Annotated in this window: 15 protein-coding genes; 11 read left to right on the forward strand and 4 right to left on the reverse strand. The window is 55.1% G+C overall.

Annotated features, from left to right (window positions below; all coding sequences use genetic code 11):
- Nucleotides 1–152 precede the first annotated feature (152 nt).
- On the forward strand, nucleotides 153–755 hold the full coding sequence (locus tag AC0IM9_RS06395; protein WP_445372590.1) for a hypothetical protein: 603 nt from the start codon (nucleotides 153–155) through the stop codon (nucleotides 753–755).
- 143 nt (nucleotides 756–898) lie between these two features.
- On the opposite strand, the gene AC0IM9_RS06400 is transcribed toward AC0IM9_RS06395, so the two are convergent.
- The 4 genes from AC0IM9_RS06400 to AC0IM9_RS06415 all read right to left on the reverse strand — a co-directional run bounded on the left by AC0IM9_RS06400 (nucleotide 899) and on the right by AC0IM9_RS06415 (nucleotide 8674).
- Nucleotides 899–2308, reverse strand: coding sequence for a DUF1302 family protein (locus tag AC0IM9_RS06400; RefSeq protein ID WP_482803438.1), 1410 nt, complete (start codon nucleotides 2306–2308; stop codon nucleotides 899–901).
- Nucleotides 2309–2318: 10 nt separating this feature from the next.
- Nucleotides 2319–3221, reverse strand: coding sequence for an outer membrane lipoprotein-sorting protein (locus AC0IM9_RS06405; protein WP_482803439.1), 903 nt, complete (start codon nucleotides 3219–3221; stop codon nucleotides 2319–2321).
- Nucleotides 3222–3230: 9 nt separating this feature from the next.
- Nucleotides 3231–5948, reverse strand: a complete 2718-nt coding sequence (locus tag AC0IM9_RS06410) for an efflux RND transporter permease subunit (protein WP_482803440.1) — start codon at nucleotides 5946–5948, stop codon at nucleotides 3231–3233.
- Nucleotides 5949–6283: 335 nt separating this feature from the next.
- On the reverse strand, nucleotides 6284–8674 hold the full coding sequence (locus AC0IM9_RS06415) for a penicillin acylase family protein (protein ID WP_482803441.1): 2391 nt from the start codon (nucleotides 8672–8674) through the stop codon (nucleotides 6284–6286).
- An 805-nt stretch (nucleotides 8675–9479) separates the two neighbouring features.
- Here AC0IM9_RS06415 and AC0IM9_RS06420 point away from each other — a divergent pair.
- The 10 genes from AC0IM9_RS06420 to AC0IM9_RS06465 all read left to right on the forward strand — a co-directional run bounded on the left by AC0IM9_RS06420 (nucleotide 9480) and on the right by AC0IM9_RS06465 (nucleotide 21373).
- Nucleotides 9480–10496 (forward strand): hypothetical protein, encoded by a 1017-nt coding sequence (locus AC0IM9_RS06420; RefSeq protein WP_482803442.1) that lies wholly within the window; start codon nucleotides 9480–9482, stop codon nucleotides 10494–10496.
- A gap of 159 nt (nucleotides 10497–10655) precedes the next feature.
- The gene (locus AC0IM9_RS06425) at nucleotides 10656–11618 is read left to right on the forward strand and encodes a VPLPA-CTERM sorting domain-containing protein (protein WP_278209414.1); all 963 of its coding nucleotides are present in this window, start codon (nucleotides 10656–10658) and stop codon (nucleotides 11616–11618) included.
- A gap of 33 nt (nucleotides 11619–11651) precedes the next feature.
- Nucleotides 11652–12428, forward strand: a complete 777-nt coding sequence (locus AC0IM9_RS06430) for a VPLPA-CTERM sorting domain-containing protein (protein ID WP_482803443.1) — start codon at nucleotides 11652–11654, stop codon at nucleotides 12426–12428.
- A 46-nt stretch (nucleotides 12429–12474) separates the two neighbouring features.
- On the forward strand, nucleotides 12475–13227 hold the full coding sequence (locus AC0IM9_RS06435) for an Lcl C-terminal domain-containing protein (protein ID WP_482803444.1): 753 nt from the start codon (nucleotides 12475–12477) through the stop codon (nucleotides 13225–13227).
- A 123-nt stretch (nucleotides 13228–13350) separates the two neighbouring features.
- Nucleotides 13351–14418 (forward strand): HEAT repeat domain-containing protein, encoded by a 1068-nt coding sequence (locus AC0IM9_RS06440; RefSeq protein WP_482803445.1) that lies wholly within the window; start codon nucleotides 13351–13353, stop codon nucleotides 14416–14418.
- Between the two features lie 809 nt (nucleotides 14419–15227).
- Nucleotides 15228–15365 carry a hypothetical protein gene (locus tag AC0IM9_RS06445; protein WP_445372595.1) on the forward strand — a complete coding sequence of 46 codons (138 nt, stop codon included), beginning with the start codon at nucleotides 15228–15230 and terminating at the stop codon, nucleotides 15363–15365.
- Nucleotides 15366–15594: 229 nt separating this feature from the next.
- A complete protein-coding gene (locus tag AC0IM9_RS06450) occupies nucleotides 15595–16635 on the forward strand; it encodes a hypothetical protein (RefSeq protein WP_482803446.1) in 1041 nt (346 codons plus the stop codon).
- Between the two features lie 298 nt (nucleotides 16636–16933).
- Nucleotides 16934–17896, forward strand: a complete 963-nt coding sequence (locus AC0IM9_RS06455) for a hypothetical protein (RefSeq protein ID WP_482803447.1) — start codon at nucleotides 16934–16936, stop codon at nucleotides 17894–17896.
- A gap of 369 nt (nucleotides 17897–18265) precedes the next feature.
- Nucleotides 18266–19114, forward strand: a complete 849-nt coding sequence (locus tag AC0IM9_RS06460; protein ID WP_482803448.1) for a HEAT repeat domain-containing protein — start codon at nucleotides 18266–18268, stop codon at nucleotides 19112–19114.
- A gap of 681 nt (nucleotides 19115–19795) precedes the next feature.
- A complete protein-coding gene (locus tag AC0IM9_RS06465; protein WP_482803449.1) occupies nucleotides 19796–21373 on the forward strand; it encodes a long-chain-fatty-acid--CoA ligase in 1578 nt (525 codons plus the stop codon).
- The last annotated feature ends 30 nt before the right edge of the window (nucleotides 21374–21403 follow it).

The following is a 21403-nucleotide window of genomic DNA, read 5'->3' on the forward strand; positions in this document are numbered from 1 at the left end:
GGTTCGGGCAGGCTCAGTTTACGGACGGATCGATAAAAATGCCGTAAAGATTTGACCTGTCATATTTGTCGTTACCCTTCAGTACCATATTAATGCTAAGGCGCAAAATTTAAGATTTGTGCACCTCTTCAATAATTTATAGGAAATAAACCATGACGAAAGTTAAAAAAGTTCTGAAAGCGGGTTTAGCGGTCGGTTTGTTGGTCGCGTCCAGTGCAAGCTCGGCCAGCGTATGGGCGCCGACGGATAACGATGCGCAGTTCGCCAATCCCTTTGCCCTGCTATTCAACATCCCAAGCGGAGAAAAGTTCGGTATTTTCGAAGATACCGCGTCGTTGAGCAGCACATTAGGGAATGCGGCGATTACCCCGGTATTGAGTTTCACCGACGCCGCGACAGTGCTGTTTACCCAAAACGGCAGTAATGTCGACATCAAAACCGATAGCTCGAACGGCACCTTGCTCGGTTCCAGCAATTTTCAATTAGGCTGGTGGTCGCCGGCTGGTTGGGTCACCGAGCACTCCAGCAGCATGCTGAATTTGCTAGGTAAAACCTCTTGGAGTCTGGCTTTCGTCGATCCGACTCACCAAGGTGCCGGTAACGAACACCGCTTGTTTGCGTTTGACATTCAAGCTTCCCAAGCCACCTCAGACGGCGGCGCCCCGGTGCCGCTACCCGCATCGGTTTGGTTCATGACCAGTGCACTACTCGGCTTTTTGGCTAAAGGCCGTCGCAAATCCAGCGTTTTTGCCTAATGTCGTTAGGCCTTTGCACCCCGCCGTCGGGTGCAAAGGCCGTTTCCTGCCAAATCATTGTCGGCAGTGCGATCGTCACCGGCTACAGTCCGGTAAACCCTTGCTAGAATCCAACGTGTCAGTAAGGCTCGGCCCGGGCAACTCTATAGCGAGAAACTGATACTAAATCCCACCCTGACGTCCTGATCCAGAATCGGCAACGCACTCCGCTTATTCGCAAAGGTAGCGATCACCGTCCCCATTACCGACCAGTGGTCGTCGATAGCATAGCTTAGCATTGCGCTGCTCAGCGCTTGACCGGCATTCAGCGTGCCTTGGTTGAAGGAAGTGAAGGTCAGGGTATCGTTCAAAAAACGGCAGTTGTAGCGTATCAGCCAGGTGCCGAAGATATCGCCGTTGGCGGTGCGTTCGCCGGGAGCCAAGCCGCTGTCGTGAGCCAGAAATGAGCGCGCCAGCACCGAAGCGTTGATGCTTTGGTCGTTGGTCAGTGCGTAATCGAAGCCCAAGGATGCGCCGATTTGGTCTTTTCGCACCGTCGAGGTATGCGGGATCGGCGCCAAAATGGTGGTGTCCTCGAGCAAGCCGACGCTGTAGGCTAGATCCAGCTTCAACAATAATTTGCCGATGGCCCGGTTGGCGCTGGCGCCGAGCAGCCAGTAACCGTTGTCCTTGGCCTGAATATGGCCGGAAAGTCTGACTGGCGTCAGGTAATGCAGTTGGTTTTCATACAGATACGCCGCCATCAGCGAAACATCGCTATGTTCGACCGACCACTGCATCCGCGCCCCGGCCTCGACCCGGTGGCGGTCCGAGTCGGGGGCGTCGATCGGAAACAAGGGTGCCACGTAAGCCGGACTGCCTTTGCGCGGCAGCGGGTTGAATTGTGGATTCAGATTGACGAACATCGCCCAACGCCTGGCGTCGGCGAAATGCTCCCACACCGCGAACCATTGGTTGATACGGGCGTCTTCGACCTCTATCGTGCTGAGGTCGCGGTATTCCAGCACGTTCAAGGTGTCCAGCACCGAATTGCCTTCGGCTTCCCCCCAGACCAAGGTCTGCCGGCCCAGTTTGAAGGTGTGGCTGCCGAAGGTCTTGCTCAGGTATAGCTCGTTCAGCCGCATTTCGAGGTTGTCCAGGCGTTGCTCCATTTCGATCGACTGGCTGCTCAAGCCTTCGAAGTCGTAATCCGACGGCCAATACAATTTGGCTTGGCCGCTGCCTTGCAGATTCCAACCTGGCGCGAACGGATTCTGGTATTTGATTAACAGGCCGAGCCGGTTGTCTTCCACAGTCGCTTGTTTCAACGCGCCGGAATCGGTTTTGTGGTCGTGGACCTGCGCGTAAACCAGTTGGGTGAATTTGAAGGTGAATTTGTCCCAAAATTCGGAACCGGCATCTGCTGCCGCTAAGACCGCGTTATCGTCGAACGCCAGCGAGCCGGTGCCCGGCAAGTCAAGCGTCGGCTCGGCCCGAGCGGCGGTCGTCAACGCCAAGGCGAGGGCCAGCCAGCGCAATGGCCGGGTCCGGCCTATCGTCTTGGCGGACGGCAACGGATCACCGTTAATTCACTTGAGCCCGTAGTTGTGCCAACGTGGTTTCCCGGAAGGCCACATCGGTCAAGGTTCGCTGGGTCAGAAAGTCTTCCGGAATGTTGACGCCGCTGTTGATCTCGCTCCGCGCCATATTCGACAGCCGGTTGGTGACCAGATTCATCATGGTTTGCGAACGCGCGGTCCAGACCCCTTTGATTTCCTCGACCTTGGACGTCAGCAAGCGTTTGATTTCCTTGTTTTGCTTGTCGTACAGCTCGACCCGCAACGACACGTAGCGCTCCTTATCGACGTACATCACCCGGCGGCCGTAGCGGGTCTTGCGGGCGCGCTCGGCATTGGGGATGGTTTCGATTTTCCAAACCGGCCGGCCGGCTTCCACGGCTTTGCCCAGGACGTTGATCGTGTAATCGTCCAGTTTGCCGGTTTCGGTGTCCTCGGTGGTGAATTCCGAACCGAACAGCGAGGCCGGCTCGGAATCCTCGTCGGAATTGCCGCTGGCGATGCGTTTGACCTTGCCCAGCGCCGACAAATACAGCCAGGTTTCGTTGTCCTTGCCGGTTTCGTCGTAGCTGTAATTCAACATGCCCACGCCTTTTTCTGAGGCCGGTTCCAGCACGATGGTTACCGCCTTGGTGTCTTTTTTATTCTTGCCGTCGTTAATGCCGACCGCTTCCAGCAGTTTTTCTCGGGGCGTTTCGGCGCAGGTGATTTTGTTGTCCTTGATGCCGTATTGGCAACTGGACAAGCGCGATTTGACGAAGGCCGAGTCGGTGATGCTGCGCTGATAGTCGGACAGCTTTTCCAATATGGCCCGCCCGTCCGGCGCGCCGCCTTCCTCGGCCGCCGCCGGCTGAGCCAGTAAGGCGCAGACCGTCGCCAGAATCAGCCGATTTGCAAGGGTATTACGCATGCTTGAACCTCATAAATTGACGGTCGTATCGACCTGTTTGAGACCGAATTTCGGTTTGAAGGCCACCAGCAGGGCCGGCAGCAAAAACAGTTCGCACAAGATGCCGACGAAAATCGCCAAGCCGCCGAAGATGCCCATCTTCGCGGTGCCGAGGTAGTCGGAAAAACCTTGAATCGAAAAACCCAGGCCCAACACCATGCCGGTGAACAGTATCGACGGGCCGACTTCCTCTATCGTTTCCCGCAAGGCTTCGGCCATCTGCCGGGTCTTGATCAGCGCCTGTCGGTAATGAGTCATGAAATGGATGGTGTCGTCCACCGCCAAGCCGATGATGACCGGCGCCAACAGCAAGGTATCGGTGTCGAGCGGAATGTCCAGCAAGCCCATCAGGCCGTAGGTGAACAAGGCCGGAATCACGTTGGGAATCAAGGACAGCAAACCGGCCTGCACCGAACCCAGCGTCAGGAAGATAATCACGCTGATCACGCCCAGCGCCAACAAAAAGCCGTCGTATTGAGAATGGGCGATGATGGCCTGGGTCCGCATCGCCAGCGGTACCGTGCCGGTCAAAGTCACTTCCAGATTGGGAAACTCGGCTTTCACGTCGCCGAACACTTGTTCGATTTCGCGGTTCACTTCGTCGAAGAAGGCTTGGTACTGCGAAGAGCCGGCGCTATAGACATTGACGCTGATATGCGACTGGCTGTAGTCGTCCGAGACGATGCCGCGCCGGTCGGCCGGATTGACGCTGTTGAACAGGTATAACAATTGCGCCACCATCGTCTGTGAGTCCGGGATGCGGTAAAACTCCGGCCGGTCTTCGTTCAGCACCCGGTAAGTGTCCTTGACCAGATTCGCCAGCGAATAGGTGCGGCTGACCTGGTCCGGATATTTTTCGGCGATTTTTTGTTGCAGCTTATCGATCCGGGTCAGAATTTTTGGGTCGAGAATGCCGTCCGCCGTTTTGGTGTCCAGCATGATTTCCATGTTTTGCGTGCCGGCCATTTTGCTGTCGGCGGTCTGATAGGCCACGCGGATGCTGCTGCCTTCCCGGGTCAGTTCGGTGACGTTGGAATCGATGCGCAATTGGCTTTCGCCGTACCAGCAGGCCGCGACCAATATGCCGAACAACAGCAAGGACAGCCGAAATTGCCGCGAGGCCAAGCGCGGCACGGCTGTCAACAAGCGTTTCTGGCCGCGTACCACGCCGTAGGTCAACACCGAAATCAACGCGATGTAGCCGCCCACGCTCAGGCCCAAGGCCAACATGACCAAGCCGACGTAGCCGATGCCCCAAGCCGTGCGAACCGGCGCGGATAAGGTCAGCCAACGATTCGCGATACGCCGCGTCCAGCCCGGTTTGACCGAGGCATCGGTCACGCCGGGATGCCAGAAATCCAACAGGATAGGCAGCAGCAGCACCGAAAATAAATAGGCCAGTCCGACGCCCAAGGTGGACATCGCCGCGAATACCCGGATCGGATAAAGCTCGGACGAAATCAGCGAAAAAGTACCGGTCATATTGGTGATGCTGGTTATCAACATCGGCAAGCCGGCGGTGGCGTACGCATCCGAGAGCGCCTGCCGGTGGTGGTCGCCATCCTGACGGCGCGCTTGGTAAATGCTGATGACGTGGATGCAATCGGCCATGCAGCAAACGAACACCAACATCACGGTCAGACTGATCATCGTCGATAGACTCTTGCCGGCCCAGGCCACCGCGCCGGTGACCCAGACGATGCTGAACAGCACGATCAATACCGGCCAAAGCACCGCGCTGAACGAGCGGAACAACACCCACAGCAGTACCACGTTGATCAGAATCATGCCCAGGTTCAAGCCGGCCGATTGCTGCAGCACTTGCTGCACGAATTCCATCAGCGGCGGATAGCCGACCGAATAAAATTCGAAGTCGTTGTCGTAGCGTTGGTATACCGCTTTCAAGGCCTTGACGAAGCGGGCGTAAACAAAGTTATCGACCTTCTCGTACTGGATGGTTTGCACCTCGGCGCTATCGTCGAACTTCAGCGTGTCGGCACCGCCCGCCACATCGCCGAAGCTGTCGTCCAAGGCCACGCCGTCGCCGTTGACCTTGGGCACGTAGTCCTTGACCGGGATGGCGCCGAAATCGGTTTGGATCAACACCGCCGCGTATTGGCCGTCCGGCGAGTAAAACGCCAGCCGATAGTCTTTTTGCGCCAGCGCCTTGGCTTTGATTGCGGCGAATTCGGCCGGACTGTCGGGTAATTGCCGCGGCACCAAGCGGTTGGAGTGCAAGGTATCGCCGTCGGCGCTTTGCACCCGGATGTTGCTTAAAGACTGTACCCGGCGAATATGGCGCAGTTCGTCCAAGTTTGCGGTCTGGCCGCCGGCATCCTTGACCTGGTCGCCAAGCTCGCGCCAGTTTTCCAAGTCGTCGGTCAAGGTTTGCAACGCGGACAGCGAACGCCGCGAGAATACGTCGCCGTCCTTGGCCCGGTAGACCAAAAATACCGAGTCGTCGCTACCGAACTGGCGGCGAAATTTATCCAACGCGACGATGGCCGGGTCGCTCCGGTCCAGAAAGCTGTTGGCGGCGGTGTTGATGCTGGTGCGAGTCAGCGCGCCGAATAGCAAAAACAGGGTTAGCGCGAGAGTGGTCAGTAAAATCGCCCACTTAAACCGGATTGCCCTTAGCGGGACACCGGCAAAATATTCGTTCAGGCTGTCGAACCATTTCTCCATCATGACTCCATCGCGGCGGCGTTTCGACCGCGCAGCCGGTTCTTTGAATTAGCAGTTAGCGAGGCGCCGGATAAGGCGCGTTGGCCGCCGGCAATAGCGTGTTAGACCGGCAAGGCTGGAAGCCGCACACGAAACGACTCCGCAGCGCACACCAGAAAAGCAAATACCGAGCCAAAGGGCCGGCGGCAAGGATATTGGCGGTCGCGGGTTCAGTACCCAGCCCGTGAGTTACTAAACTAGGTTATTTAACAGTGGCGTTGTGTGTAATGGCCTATCTGCGGGACTGAGGCGGCCGGACGGCGGAGCGATATGCCCCGCCGAATTGAATGCAGCCGATCCTAACGATTGCCAACTTGGTAGCGACGCAGTGCCGGATCGGCCTCAATCTCGGCATTGCGGAACAAACAGGGGCGCCAGCCTTTGCTGGAAAACAAGGCCGTCTGATCGGCGTAATGCGGCGACTCCGGGTCCGCAGACTGGGAAAACGCCATCACGGCTTGCGCGGACGGACCTTGGGCCGTCAATTCCACCGCCAGCAAAAACGAGGTGCCGTAATTGACCACGTAGCCTTGATCGGTCAAACCGGTGGCCGGATTCAGCACTTTTCCTCTGGGTGTGGTCGGCAGCAAGCTGTCGTTCGAGCCGCTGTAGGCCGCCATATTCAAAATGCCTTCCTGGCCTTGGCCGCCGTGGATCGGAATTTTGACGGCGTTTTTCGGGCTGAATTGCACATCGCCCAATCTGGCATCCAAATCGATGCCGGCTTGTTTCAACCTTTGCGCGGCCCTGGCCAGGGCCAGCAAAGCGGGGTCCGGAGCGCTTTTCGGCGCTGGGGCCAATCCGCTGGGCGTGGTGAGCGGTTCGGCCGGGTCGAAGGCCTGGGCAAAGATTTGGCGGTTCGCCGCCATCAGCGTATCTTCGTGGCCGCCGGCTTCCGGACGGAAGCCGCTCAAAAACTCGCGAAACAGCACCGCGCCGCGGCTGTCCGGATCGAAGCGTTCGTCCCAGTTAGCCAGTACCCGACAAGCCTCGGCCAAATCGACGGTTTTGCCGTCGACTTTAACGGCTTTGGTTTTCCGGCAGCGCTCGACCAAGGCCGATCGGAACAATTGGCCGGCCAAGGCCTGATTGGACAAAGCCGCATCCTTGACCGCTTGCAACGTAAATTTGCCGGTTTGGCCGCTGAGCGTGCGTGCGTTCATCCGGGTGCGCAACGAAGGCGGTTGACGCTCGTCGCCGTAAAGTGGGTAAAAGCCTTCCAGCGGCTGCTTGGGGTTGGTTAGCCAATGGCTGTCATTGGCGTTGAACACGAAGTCGCGCCGGGCCAGTTGCGGGGCGCGCTCGAACGGCACCAACCCCGGTTTGCGGGCGGCAGGATCGTTGACCCATTCGTCGCGCGACGTGCTGCCGTCCAACAGATAGATGCCGTGAAACGCGAAGAGCGCGGCAACGCCCGGATCGCTTAGCCTGGCTTGTCGCCAGGCCTGTAAAGTCGCCGGCGACAAATGCGGTACCGGCGAGCTGTCGGCGTACCAAGCCTTACCTTCGGCCGACGCGGCGACGGTGTTGGAGAAGGGCACGCTGCCGGCCCAGCGCCGGTGGGCGTCGATCAGGCCGTCCATGTTCGCCGCCTTGGTCATGTCGAAAAATTGGGCGAGCATCGAGTCGTTGTCGATATTGGCGTCGCGGTAGGTCAATACATGTTGTGCGTTCCAGGCGTAATCGGCCATGCCGCCGGTCAGGGCCGCCGGAATCGACAGGATGGGGCCGTAATGACTGCGCCATAACTTGCGGGTTTTTGATTCCAACGCCCCCGCTTTACTCAATACCTCAATCTTATACTCGGCCGGCTGCAATGCCCGGATCTGGCCGTCGTAGTAATAACGGGTGGCATCGCCCGGCAGCAGATTCAATTGATATAGCGTGGCCTTGGGCGAGGTGGTTACGGTCAAGGTCCAGGCCACCGCGGCATTGAAGCCCACCAGCGTGTTCGGTACGCCGGGGACGGTGATGCCGTACACATCAAGTTGACCCGGCACCGTGACATGCGACTCCCAAGCCTGCAAGGCACCTTCCCAGGGAAAATGCGGCTGAGCCAGCAACATGCCGTGGCCCGATTCGGTCATGTCGGCGCCGATCGCCCAACCGTTGCTGCCCGGTTTTTCCGCGTCGGCGGCTGGCGCGGCCGGTGCCGTTACCGGCGTGCCGGCGGCTTGCGGCGGTTGGGCGTTACTGATAAATGGCGTCAGAAACCGGCTGCTCAGAAAGATGCTGAAGTCGGTGGCGATCGCCAACAGGTCGGCCGCATTGACTGTCACGTGCTGGCGCGGATCGCGGCAGGCTGCGGGTAGTTTGGCGGTATCGGTAACGGCCAGATACCGATTGATGCCGGCAGCGTGCGCGGTCAACATGCTTTGAATTTCGTTGGGCAGGCCGGGCAAGCGTTTTTCCGCGTCCGCCAGCAGTCGCAAATGCCGGTAGGCAAAATCGCTTTCGACGTTGGCTTCGTACTCGCCGGGGCCGAAGTAGCGCGCGCGTTCGCCGCGCACCTTGATCACCTGATCCAGCAACACGCATAGCCGGTCTTCCGCCATCGCATAGCCTTGGCCGAACCAGGCTCCAGCTAAATCTTGAGCCGTAATGTGCGGAACTCCGTAGCGGGTGCGCCGAATAGTTGCCGAATAGCTGATCTCGTCGGCAGCAGCAGAGAGTTTCTCCCGGGTATCCATAGTCGTTAAAACCTCCGATTGGCACGGTCCGCTGATGAATATTGCGGAAAAAAAACAAGTGAACAAGCAATGATGTATTAAGGGTTTTTTAGTATCCATAAAACTATAATAAAAATTCGGTTTTAATGTCAGATATCGGTTTTATCGATGGGGTTTTTTCAGAAATATTCGATTATTTCGTGTGGTTAATTTTGAAACAAAGTTTATGAGTTTATGGCAAAACCTATGCTATTAATTTCAATGTATCGGCATGCTGTTTTTTCCGGATGTAAAGCGATTTATATTTCGTAATTATTAAAAAATAAAATAGAGCGTAAACTTAGCCGCCGATAGGAAGATTAGCACTGAAAGTTGGTGTTTCCTGCACCCGAGACGCCCGGCTTACACTGGCGAATGTAGCATTTTCAAGGCCAATTATGCTTGGTTTTGCCAAAAATCGGCTGGACGAGGCGAGCCTGTTGCCGCACGAGGCGGCTGGTTCTGGAGTCTTGCAGACGAGCTTGGCGGCTTAATTTGACGGCTAGTATTAAATCGATTTTTTCTTGGCCTGGTGTCCGGTTTTAGGGCATATGACTCAAGTTTTAATAGATTGCGGCATATGCCCTAAAAAATATGCTTTTTTGAGTGATATGAAATAGTTATTTGCCGCGATTTTTTGAGTTATTCGGCGAGAATTTTGGTGCGACAATTTGCCTCATTGAAACTCTGTAAATCTCGGTGGAAACTTCGCGCCGACTCCGATGGAGTCAGCGGGAGTGTTAGAATTCTTTAATCGCTTGGCGGCCAAATTAATAATCGCCAATTTATGTTTGATTTGGAAATTAAAGTTTTCAGTCAAAACAAAGGAGAAAAAATGAACACCAAGAAAATCAAAGCAAGCCTTTTCGCGCTTGGCGCATTATCTACAGCGTTAATGACAGTGGATGCCAATGCGGCGTGCGTAACCGGTAAAACTGCGACCATTACGCTGAATAAAGCCATACTGGCAACGATAGCAGGCGGCGGCAGGCCGGGCGGTGTAACGTTGCCGGTCTCGAATGCCAGTACCGGGCAAGCCCTTTGGGGAGGGGTAGATTATGGCAAACGCTATATCTACCTGAATACGTTTCTGGCGGATAGCGCGTTCAGTTACAGCACCTTGAGTAACACAGTGCCTGTCACGTCCACTGGCGGAACTGGCGTGCTTGCCGGTACAGACACCTATCCAACTCAAACCCTGCCTGTGGTCTGCGCCACATCCGCTACACCTAATTACACAACTACTTTCCAAACCGGCAATATCGTCTCGACCTATAACGCTGGTACAGGTGCGGGAAAGATTGGCTTGGCGGGTGTGTTCAAAGTACGTAGCGCCTTCCAAAATCCCACTTTATCTCTTAGATGGGGAAAACTATCTCTAGAAAAAGTCTCTGGCAAATGGGTGGTTAAAGATAATTTGGTCGCAGCCATGACAGGCACGCCACAAACGCTGTTTAAATTGACCGAGGCGACGGAAACCCTATCGGGTACCACGGTGACGCTGAAAGGTAATCTGCGTTTCGCCGATGCCGCCGGACCGACAGACTGGGGTAGTTGTATTAAGGGTACGTTTAGCTCTACTTGTAATAATGGCGACCCTGGCGACACCATCGGTACCGGCGCCAATTGGTGGCAAACAAGCACCGCCACCTACAACAACCAAACCATGCTGACCGGAAGCGGTACCTATACGACAGCGACTGCGACCAAAACCGGCACCCCGGCGCTTTACGGCAGCCCTCGTCCAACCGGCAGCGAGTCTCAAGCCCTGGTCGGCACCATCGAAGTGACCTATACGTACTAATTGCCGATAGCTTCACTGGCGATAGATGTACGTTCATCCATCGCCTTCGTTTGAAGTCTACCACCAGGGAAAGCTCCGCCTACCCTGGTGGTTTTTCCCGACATAACTCCAAAAAATTTCGGCTGGTTTACCCCGAAACAATAATGTTAAGAAAAACTCATGAAAATTTATCCCACAAACCTTAAACATCTGGCCGCCGCGCTAGCACTGGCGACAGCCTCGTCGGCACAAGCCGACTTACCGAGCGGCACCATCGGCGGTATGGCCTACTTCACTTACGACCAAGCCACCTGGGCCACGATGCGTAGTTCGGCCATGCGTAGCGACTCACACGGCATCGATCTGAAGAACACGCCCGATCCCACCTCGGATACCGACGGCAACCGCTTTTTTTATCCGCAGTTGTTTCGTGACTACCGTCAGTCCGCGCCAACAACGGTTTCCACCATGGCTTCTGATGACCACATCGTGAAAGGCACGGCCGATCCGAAAGCGGTTGAAGAATGGCGGATTTTCGATCTGGCGCAACGCAAGCCGTTGGACCAACCGGAAGGTGGCTTCGCGATGCCGGTCGATCCAATAGAATCGGGTTTGCCGATCGATTGGGGTAGCGGTTATAGCCAAACTCGTTACGATCCGAATCCCACTAACGATAGTGATCGTGTGCGAACGGTTATAGGTTTGGGCGGTTCGTTCCGGATGGTCAGCGATTTTTTCGGGCAAAGCGGTTCGTTGTGGTTTAGCGGTTTGGAGCTACGCGAACAAATTAACACGTACGACGACAGCAACAACTATTACTGGTATATCGCCAGTACACATCCCCAAGCTCCGGCGACGATATTCGAGTTGATTAACCCGGTGTTTGACGTCAACGCCCAGGGCCAGATGACTTTGGAAGCCGACTACAGATGGGGTACAAGCGCTTGGGGCGCGTTTTTTCAGTTTAGAAATGTGGATGGGACGGTTTCCGAAGACGGTAACAAAGTACTCGGCCACCTATCCATCAATCCCAACCGGTCCGGCAGCGGGGTTTCCAGCGTACCGCTACCCGCCACGGCCTGGCTGTTCGGCAGCGCGCTGTTGGGCTTGATCGGCATCAAGCGCCGCGCCATTTCTATCTGACACCCACCGCGCGATAATTCAAGGAGCACGAATATGCACACCGTTAAAACCCTCGGCGCCGCGGCGCTGCTGATCCTATCCGCCAACGCCCAGGCCGCCTTGCTAAGTCGGGCCGGCGGCAGCATGGTCTACGACACCGAACTCAACGTGACCTGGCTGGCCGACGCCAATCTGATCAAAACCCAAATGGCGGCCAATCCCAATCTGGTCAGCCAGATCATCGCCAATGTCGGCGGCATCCACGATACCCCCAACGCTTACGATTCCCCGGCCGGCAGCGGTTACCACGCGCTGACCGCCCGCGACTTCGACGCCGAAGACGGCCGCATGACCTGGTACGGTGCCAAGGCCTGGGCCGAGAACCTGACATACGGCGGCTTCAGCGACTGGCGGCTACCGAATTACGGTACGCCGGGGCCTGGATACCGTGTCAGCGGCAGCGAGCTGAACCATTTATTTGAAGAGTTGGGCGGCTTCGACCCCGATTTTGCCACCAGTCCGGATTACAACCTGTTCAGCAACTTTCCGTCGGTGCAGGGCGGCGGTTACCACACCCCAAAATACTGGCTGGATGCCGAGTTTGGGCCGTTTCCGGAATTCGCCGGTTACTTTACATCGGCCTTTCCATCGGGTGCCGCGATTCCGGAAGGCTACCAAAGCTACGGCGTCAAGGGCGACGAATATCTTAACGCCTGGGCGGTGCGCGACGGCGACGTGGGCGCGGGGTCGCCGGTGCCGCTGCCTTCCGCCGTTTGGCTGTTTGCCGGCGGCTTGGGCTGGCTGGGTGGCAAGCGCCGCCGTGCCGCTTGACCGGTAACCCGCCATTTAAAATTTTAACGAACCAGGAAAAATGCACATGCAACTGTTAAAACCGCTAACCGCAACCTTATTGCTCACCCTGTCCGCCACCGGCCAAGCCGCGCTGCTCAGCCGGGCCGGCGGCACCATGATCTACGACAGCGACCGCAACATCACCTGGGTGGCCGATGCCAACCTGTTCCAAACCCAGGCCGCCGCCAACCCAAACTTGGTGAACGAGATCATCGCCAATGTCGGCACCATTAACGACACCCCCAACACTGGCAACACGCCAGCCAATAGCGGCCATTACAATCTGGCCGCCGGCGACTTCAATGCCGACACCGGCCAATTGAGCTGGTATGGGGCGATGGCCTGGGCCCAAAATCTGGACTACGGCGGCTACAGCGATTGGCGCCTGCCAACCGCCAGCGCCAAGAAAGTCCAAAGCGAGATGGGGCATTTATTTTTTGGCGAATTGGGCGGTGAATTGGGGCAGCCGCTCGATGCCGTCCACAACGCCAACTACGACCTGTTCAGCAATGTTCAAGTCGGCGGGTCAGGTTACTGGTCGTCAGGCGAAATGCCCAAAAACCCCGCGTGGGCGGAAACCTTCAGTCTTTACGAGGGAATCGACAGTTATCAACCCAAGGGTGACGAGTATTTTTACTCTCAAACCATTTTTAATGCCTGGGCCGTCCGCGACGGCGACGTGGCCGATGCGTCGCCGGTGCCGCTGCCGGGCGCGGTCTGGCTGTTCGGCGGCGCACTGCTTGGCGTCGGCGGATTGCGGCGATTCGAGAGGGGTTAATGTTGCTTTGCAACCGCGCATCATGGTGTTAAGCCCGGTTCCTAGGTTCTGGGCAGCATTCTCGGCTCAACGGTTTGTTGAATCTACAACTCGCGAAAATCGAATGACAAGGAGACATCGTATATGCAGCTAACCCGCGCGATTGTGATCCCCGCGTTTCTGCTGGCTTGTTTGATGATCTATTTTTTCGGCGGCGGCGAGACGGCCCAGTCGCTTAGAGTCGGCGGTAGGGCTTCCGCCGGGCCGGCATCTCCCGTCAGCCGGTCCGTCGATTCCGTGGTGCTGCCGGGTTGGGCGGCTGACCAGCCGGAGCCAGGGTTCGCAGAAGCTGCCGAGGATGAGGATGCTTCGGCGGAAAATCCTCTATCCCAGGCCGTCGGGGAAATATTGTTGGTCCTCGACGATCTGGCCGGACAGGGCCTTAGTCACGACGAGCTATTAAACAGCGAAAGTTACCAATTGTTGATGGCAAAACTGCAATCCGACCCCGCAGCGCGGCAAGCCGTATTGGCGCGGATCATGAAAACCAGCGGCACGCCGCTCGGTAAAACCTTGGTGTTGGCTGTGGCGACATCCGGCGCGGGCGTTGGCATGGGGACGTTGAAAAGTTCGGCCGAATGGCTGTTGAAACACGGTAACAGCGAACAGCGGGCTGACGCCTTGCAACTGCTGGGTTCGACCCCCAGTTACACGCCGCAAACCCGCGCGGCGTTGCTGGAGGCGCTGAAACGTGATGGCGGCGATCCGGAGGTGGCGGTGGCGGCGATGGACAACTTGGTGCGGCAAGGTGGAGCCTCGGAGGTCGAGCGGCAGGCGATCATCAAGGAGGTGACGCCGTTCGTCGGGCATGACGATTCGCGAGTGCGCTTGAACGGTTTCCAGGTAATCGCCAAGTGGGGAGCCCAAGACCCGGATGCCATGCAAACTTTGGCCCAAGGCGCTAACGATCCCGATCCTCAGGTGCGAACCTGGGTGCTTTCTGCGTTTGGCAACGGCGAATTTAGTTACGACAGCGTGCGCCAACCTTTGCTCGACACCTTGCATAACCCGGATGAAGAGCCGGCAATAAAAGCGGTTGCGCAACGGGCGTTGGCGCGTTTTGCGTTGGATGAGCAAGCGCAAGCCGCCATTCAGCAGTATATGGCAAGCGAGTCCTATCAGCCCCCTCAAGCCAATTTTGGTTTCAACTAAACGATATTCCGCACCAATTCCGCTTCCTGATCGTGGCTGATTCAAGCCGCTCCGCCGCGGTGGGCACCGAGCTTCATTTCATCCGCCTGATCCTCCTCGCCATCGGAAAAAGCAGTTTTTCGGTGATATGCGGAGTTTCTATATTTACACAGCAGCAAGATAAATAGCGGGTTGAATAATGCCGGCGGCGCTGGCGCGAACGGATAAAACTAAATATTTAAGCTGTCTGGTCGGTTGCTAAGTGATTATCTGCCTGCTGTGGCTATTTTTTGTAGGTTCGTAAATATTGTCTGAGATATAGATTTTTACCAAGGTAAATCGCCGTTTACTTTAGGTGTTAAAAATAAATAATTAAATAATATTAGCTTTTAAGATTAGCTGTTCGGATGATGCGTTTTGATGATATTCCGAAAATTATGGCGTCTTATGGCTGATAAGATGGTCTCGATGCGTCTTCTATGGAATTTGCTTGAGTGTTAGTTCGTTTCGGCACCTGTTGGCGGTAAAAAATATTTTCAAATAGAAATTTTTCCTATTTATAGTAATTGCGGCATATGCCGTAAAATCGGCCAAAAGTGCGGTATTTAAAATAGTTATTTAACACAGTATGGATAGTGTTGCCGAGTTGGTTTGTGGTGCGACAATTTGCCTCATTGAAACTCTGTAAATCTCGGTGGAAACTTCGCGCCGACTCCGATGGAGTCAGTGGGAGTGTTAGAGTTATTTAATCGCTTGGCGGCCAAATTAATAATCGCCAATTTATGCTTGATTTGGAAATTAAATTTTTCAGTCAAAACAAAGGAGAAAAAATGAATATCCGCAACAAAAAGCATTTAAGCCTGTTTGCGCTGAGCGCGATTTCCGTCACGTTAATTTCAGTGGGTGCCAATGTGACCGACGAGCAGGCATCGCCCCCTGAAAACTCAAAGTATCCATCAGAATTATGAACAAAATTACGCAAAAGATTTGCATTTGTTAAAACAGGATCAGCGGTTCAGGGATAGAAAATGCAGGTATAAAACTAATCTGGAGCTTGATACTGATCAAGAGTTTTGTACCCAAAGTAGGCGCAGTAATGGTATGCGCGATATTAATCGCCAATCCTGCAATGGGTTTGTCGTCCTCGGTAGTTTATGAGCAAACCTAAATAGTTAATCCATTTATCAGGAAAAATTAATGAAAAACGTCAATCTAAAAATGATCAAAGCCGGACTTTTTACCTTAACCGGATTGTCTAGCGCTCTGTTGGCTTTCGATGCAAGTGCGGTTTGCGGTGGGTCGGCATCCGTTACCTTGAACAAGGGTGTTTTAGCTTCAATGCAAGGGGACTCTACAAAACGCATACCTGCTGGTTCAGTCATTTCTCCAGTCCCTTCAAACAGCGATACCGGCACCGGCGCATGGTCAACTTATGGCAACCGCTACATCTATCTGAATGCCTTTATCGAAGAAAGAACCGGCGCAACACCTTCACCCTCCACATGGAATTATTCAAGCACGGTCCCGTCCAATACCGTCCCTACCACTAACGCGCCTGGTGCAAACGGCGATGCGGCAGGAACCGACTATTACGGCCCTTATAGCCTGCCCGTGGTATGCGCAACCTCGGCGACGCCTAACTACACTTCGACGTTTAAAGTTGGTAATACCGTTTCAAACTACAGCGGCGTTACGGGAACAGGTAATATTGGATTGGCTGGGGTGTTCAAATTTCGCAGCTCATTTCAAAATCCAACCCTATCTTTAAGAATGGGTAAACTCAGGCTTACCAAAGTAGGTACAGACTGGGAGCTATGGGATGATCATAATGGGCTGAGTTTCCTCAAGCTTACTGAAGTTAACTATGTTCATACCGCGGCAACTAAAACCGTCACCCTGAAAGCCAACCTTCGTTTTGCCGATGCCGTTGATAACTGGGCCAACCCTTCGTCTGCCAACACCACCGATTGGGGACGATGCTACCGGGGGACGCCAAACAGTGCTCCATGCGCTGCACCCGATGGCGGCACAGGCACTTGGTGGATCACTTCCGGCCTAAATTCAACGGATAATGCGCTAATGATGGGTCCCGGCACCGGCCTTACCACGCCAACAGGTACAGGTGTATTAACAGGGCTTGTTCCCAATGCCTATAAAACTTCAGCAGGCGCAACCCCTACTGGTTCAGAGGCACTTGCTTTAGTCGGTAGAATCTCTGTGACATATACCTACAACTAAAAGTCTATTGATTAAGTTTTACATAGACTGCGGTTGATCGATAAATTGAAACCACTTGAGTGAATTAGCAAAACACCTCGGGTGGTTTCAGTTTTAAAGCGCGGTAGTTTGAGGTTACCGCGAGTGAAGCCCAATAATTCGAAGCTGCAAATGTTGGGGGTTCGCAAACTCACCCACCACCTGCAAAAATCCACCATACCTGCAGCTAGCCAAGCCTGATTTATTTTCAATAATTTTTAATTAGCTTTAAATTCATTGCACCCTTTTTGTCCATCTTAGTTTAAAAGGAAAATTGACTATGCCATCAACAAAATCCGTTAAAAAACACGCATTATTAGTTTTGATAAATTCGCTGCTACTATCCACGCAAGTTTTCTCCTCAACAGTATTCGAACCCACTTATTTCCCTCCAGGGTTTATAGGCGGGGAAGCGCGTTTGACCTATGACCGCCAAGCCTGGGCCACCATGATGCCGAGGTGGTCTCGAACCAATATCCATGGTATCCCCATAGAGGGGTCTGAAGGACCGACGTCGGATACCAAGGGCAATCGTTTTTTATATCCGCAGCTATTTTTGGATCATAACTCGCCTACCGCCATTAAGCGTTCGGAGCTTGCCTCGGAGGCGCGTATAGCCAATGGCACAGCCGATCCGGAAGCCGTGGCGCAATGGCGTATCTACAATCAAGATGATTGGGTGCCTCTGGATCAACCGCCAGGCGGCTTTACCATGCAAGTCGATGATTTGCGAGCAGGGGTCTGGTGGCCTGAAAGATCCGGTTGGGTACCCAGCAGTTATAATCCCTATCCGGGCGAGGAAACGCCTTTAACAATCGGCCTGGGCGGCTCACTGCGCCTGCACAGCGATTTTATCGCACCGGGCGCTTCGCTGTGGTTTGCCAGCCTGGATATCCGCCTGCAACAAGATCGGATGACTCAGGAATACAAATGGTACATCGGTAGCAGTGGCGGCGTGGCGCCTGGAAGCATATTTGAACTAATCAACCCGGTGTTCGGCGTCGATCCGACAACGGGCTATACGACCTTAAGCGCGGATTACAAATGGGGCGCGTCTCAATGGAGTAATTTTTTTAGATTCGGTGCCGAACCTGGAGATATCACCGAAAAAGTGCTAGGGCATATTTCGATGAATCTCGGCGCGGAAACGGCACCGGTGCCGGTGCCGGCAGCCGTGTGGTTATTCGGAAGCGCCTTGGCGGGCTGGCTGGGTTTTAAACGCCGTATCGCACTACCGGCTTGATGGACGTTTTTAGTGGCTTGGAGCAGGCGGCAATGGACGCAGCACGCCTGCTTCGGCGAGATACCGTTCGTTTGCGAAGCTTCGCGGGAGTCTTTGAAAATTATGCCTAATTCCAAAATTTTATCTCTGTCTCTCCTGATGGCGGCATTCGGTGCCGGGTATTGCGTTCGCGGAATTGATTTTGCAGACGAAGCAAGTCTCACGAATCAAAGCGCCTCGGAGCCCACGACACCGTCCCCGCTCGCCGCGAACCGCAAAAGCGAGCAATCGGGCAAAACTTCACGGCTGGCAGCATCGGCCTCCGGCATTCGCCTTTCAGAACAGGCCGTAAACCGTGGTGCCGCTGTTTCTCGGACTCAGGCTTTACCCATGGCTGAGACTGAAGCAGCCCCTCGGGACACGCATGAATTATTGGGGGCTTTGGACGCCAAACTGGCGCAAAATCCGGATATGGACGCTTTGCGCAATAGCCCGGAATTCCAGCAACTCATCGCGCATTTACAAAGCGATCCGGCTGCGCGCAGTCAAGTCATTTCCCAATTCCTGCATGCCAGCGGCACAGATTTAGGCAACACCTTGAGCGAAATATTGGCCATGTCCGGCGGCGTAGAAGTGATGCCGGAGCTTAAAGACGCGGCTTCGCAACTCCTGCGCGACGGCAACGACGAGCAACGCTTGAATGCCTTGCAGTTGATAGGCGGCGCGGCCGGCAACGATCCTAAACTTCGCTCGCAAGTCATAGACATGCTGCACAAGGTTGCCGATAGCGATCCCCGGCTGGTCAGTGCGGCGATTTCCAGTTTAAATCGGCAAGGCGTCTCCACCCGCACCGAGCATCAGGACGTGATTCGAGCGGTTTCGCCGCTGGCCGCCAGTGCCGATCCCGAAGTGCGCCGCAATAGCTTACAAGTTCTGACTCAATGGACCGGCAAAGACCAGTCCACGCTGGAAATTTTTACCAAAGCCGCGCGGGATTCCGATACCGGCGTGCGCAGCTTGGCGGTATCGGCGCTGGGTAACGGCAGCTTTAGTTACGAAAATGTCCGCGATTCCTTGTTAGCTGTGCTCCAAAACCCGAGCGAAGACCTAAAAGTCCAAGCCGCCGCTCAACAGGCCCTTTCGAGTTTTCCATTGGACGAACAAGCGCTCAAAATTTATCAGGAGTACATGGCAAGCGTTAAAACGGAAGGAGGCAGCGCAAGCGGCGCTTTTAATTGAAGTCACGGCTGACTGGGCAGTTACCCTGCTTGAAGTAGTGGCGGGTTGGAATCACGGGAGCAAGGGCAGACCGATGCCGACGATCCGAATTATTAAGGGTATCTGGCTGCCGGCGCTCCGGCTCAAGCCAATTTGGGTTTCAACTAAACCATATTCCGAACCAATTCCGCTTCCTGATCGTGGCTGATTCAAGCCGCTCCGGCGCGGCGGGCACCAATCTTCATTTCATCCGCCTGATCCTCCTCCCGATCGCCAAGCTGCAGTGTTGGCCATAGATGCCGGGCAGCCGGCTTGGCGAAAAATTCCCTGAGATCGGATTCCGATATTTCGGCAGCAGCCAGGAAAGGTTGCTCTCCAATTGCGATGCGGAAAGGTCTTATCGTCCGCTTCGATGCTCGGGCTGGCTGAAAACGATCGCGGTTTTTGAGCTATGTGATTTGACTCAAAAAAATTACGCCAAAACACCCATTTTTCTCGCTAGATATGTTAGCGGCCGGTTACGCCGCTGAGCGGGGCCGATTTGCCGGTTCAAGCCCGGTTAGCTTAGTCGGTTTTTAATTAAATAAATTTAATTAAATCAATATATTGAGTTTTATGTGCCGATTTATGCTGCTACAGAAATTCCGGGTGGCATTCTAGTTGCTTTATGTAAAAGCATCATACTTATCTCTAGCAAGCACAATGACGTTATCAGCCCCGGAAACTCTGGCCGGAATCTCGGCTTGGCAAGCGCAACAGCGTGGCGATGCGACCGCTTTCGTGTTCGAAGACTGTCGTTCGACGTTTGGTCAGTTCGACCGGCATGCCAATCAAGTTGCTGCCGGATTAGTCGCCGAGGGGATTATGCCGCAAGCTCGGGTTGCGGTTTTGGCCAAGGACAGTATCGACAGCTATCAAATTTTATTTGGCTGCGCCAAGGCGCGGGCGGTGCTGATCGGGATTAACTGGCGCCTGTCCGCGGCGGAAAGCGTTTATATCCTGCAAAACGGCGAAGTCGAAATAGTGTTTGTGGCTAAAGATTTTCTCGAACGTGTTGCCGCGGCAAAACACGCACTGCCGCGGCTGCGCACAATTGTCGTGTTAGACGCGGAACTGGGCGGATACCCAAGTTTTCAGGGCTGGCGGGACCGGTTTCCGCCAACGCCGCCGGCTTTGCAGCCTCGTCCGGAAGATGTGGTGGTGCAAATGTATACCAGCGGTACCACCGGCCATCCGAAAGGGGTGCAGTTGCAAAATGATGCGTTCTTCAGGCTGATGCGGGGCATGCGCGAACGAGGCGACCTTTGGATGGATCTGAATCCGGAAGACCGGCTGTTGATATCGTTGCCGCAATTCCATATGGGCGGGATCTGGTGGGCGATACAGGGATTCATTGCCGGCGCGCAAGGCATTGTCATCGACACCTTTGTGGCCTGGAAAGTGTTGGAATTGATCGAGCGCCACCGGATCAGCAAAGTGCCGATGGTGCCGGCCATGATTCAGACCACGCTGGCGGAACCGACCTGCGATAGCACGGATTTGTCGTCGGTAAAGGGCTTTCTCTACGGCGGCTCGCCGATCGCGCCGGCCTTGCTGAAAAAGGCGATGGCGCGTTTCGGTTGCGGCTTTTTCCAAATCTACGGCATGACCGAAACCGGCAATATGGCGGTTTGTTTACGCCCCGAGGACCATGAGCCGGCAAACCTCAAGCGTTTGGAATCTGCCGGCCGGGCTTTGCCGGGGGTGGAGCTGCGGGTGATCGACGCCGAAGGCCGTTGCCTGCCGCCGCTGGCGATAGGCGAGATCTGCATCAAGTCGCCGGCCAATATGGCCGGATATTGGAACAATCCGGCGGCAACGCGGGAATGTCTGTCCGCCGACGGTTGGGTCCGCACCGGCGATGCCGGTTATCTAGACGACCAGGGCTATTTGTTTATCTGCGACCGGCTCAAGGACATGATCATTTACGGCGGCGAGAACATCTATCCGGCCGAAATCGAAGCTGCGCTATGCGAGCACGACGGCGTCGCCGAGGCGGCGGTTATCGGCGTCCCGGACGAACGTTGGGGCGAAGTCGTTAAGGCGTTTGTGGTGTTGCGACCGGGTTGGACGATCAAGCCGCGAGAATTGATCAATTTTACCCGCCAGCGCATTGCCGACTTCAAAGCGCCGAAATCGATCGACTTTCTGGAAAAGCTGCCTCGGAATCCAAGCGGAAAAATATTGAAGCGGGAATTGAGGACGCCTTACTGGACCGCACAATCCCGGCAAGTCAATTAGGCCACGCCCGCTATTGGCGGCCGACTTGGA

It is taken from the genome of Methylomonas sp. Uni0011 (genome assembly GCF_056850255.1).

Excerpts from the sequence above, each read along its gene's own strand:
- AC0IM9_RS06395 (WP_445372590.1), top strand. The coding sequence starts at position 153 with ATGACGAAAGTTAAAAAAGTTCTGAAAGCGGGTTTAGCGGTCGGTTTG.
- AC0IM9_RS06405 (WP_482803439.1), bottom strand. The coding sequence starts at position 3,221 with ATGCGTAATACCCTTGCAAATCGGCTGATTCTGGCGACGGTCTGCGCC.
- AC0IM9_RS06410 (WP_482803440.1), bottom strand. The coding sequence starts at position 5,948 with ATGATGGAGAAATGGTTCGACAGCCTGAACGAATATTTTGCCGGTGTC.
- AC0IM9_RS06415 (WP_482803441.1), bottom strand. The coding sequence starts at position 8,674 with ATGGATACCCGGGAGAAACTCTCTGCTGCTGCCGACGAGATCAGCTAT.
- AC0IM9_RS06420 (WP_482803442.1), top strand. The coding sequence starts at position 9,480 with ATGTTTGATTTGGAAATTAAAGTTTTCAGTCAAAACAAAGGAGAAAAA.
- AC0IM9_RS06425 (WP_278209414.1), top strand. The coding sequence starts at position 10,656 with ATGAAAATTTATCCCACAAACCTTAAACATCTGGCCGCCGCGCTAGCA.
- AC0IM9_RS06430 (WP_482803443.1), top strand. The coding sequence starts at position 11,652 with ATGCACACCGTTAAAACCCTCGGCGCCGCGGCGCTGCTGATCCTATCC.
- AC0IM9_RS06435 (WP_482803444.1), top strand. The coding sequence starts at position 12,475 with ATGCAACTGTTAAAACCGCTAACCGCAACCTTATTGCTCACCCTGTCC.
- AC0IM9_RS06440 (WP_482803445.1), top strand. The coding sequence starts at position 13,351 with ATGCAGCTAACCCGCGCGATTGTGATCCCCGCGTTTCTGCTGGCTTGT.
- AC0IM9_RS06445 (WP_445372595.1), top strand. The coding sequence starts at position 15,228 with ATGAATATCCGCAACAAAAAGCATTTAAGCCTGTTTGCGCTGAGCGCG.
- AC0IM9_RS06450 (WP_482803446.1), top strand. The coding sequence starts at position 15,595 with ATGAAAAACGTCAATCTAAAAATGATCAAAGCCGGACTTTTTACCTTA.
- AC0IM9_RS06455 (WP_482803447.1), top strand. The coding sequence starts at position 16,934 with ATGCCATCAACAAAATCCGTTAAAAAACACGCATTATTAGTTTTGATA.
- AC0IM9_RS06460 (WP_482803448.1), top strand. The coding sequence starts at position 18,266 with ATGGCTGAGACTGAAGCAGCCCCTCGGGACACGCATGAATTATTGGGG.
- AC0IM9_RS06465 (WP_482803449.1), top strand. The coding sequence starts at position 19,796 with ATGACGTTATCAGCCCCGGAAACTCTGGCCGGAATCTCGGCTTGGCAA.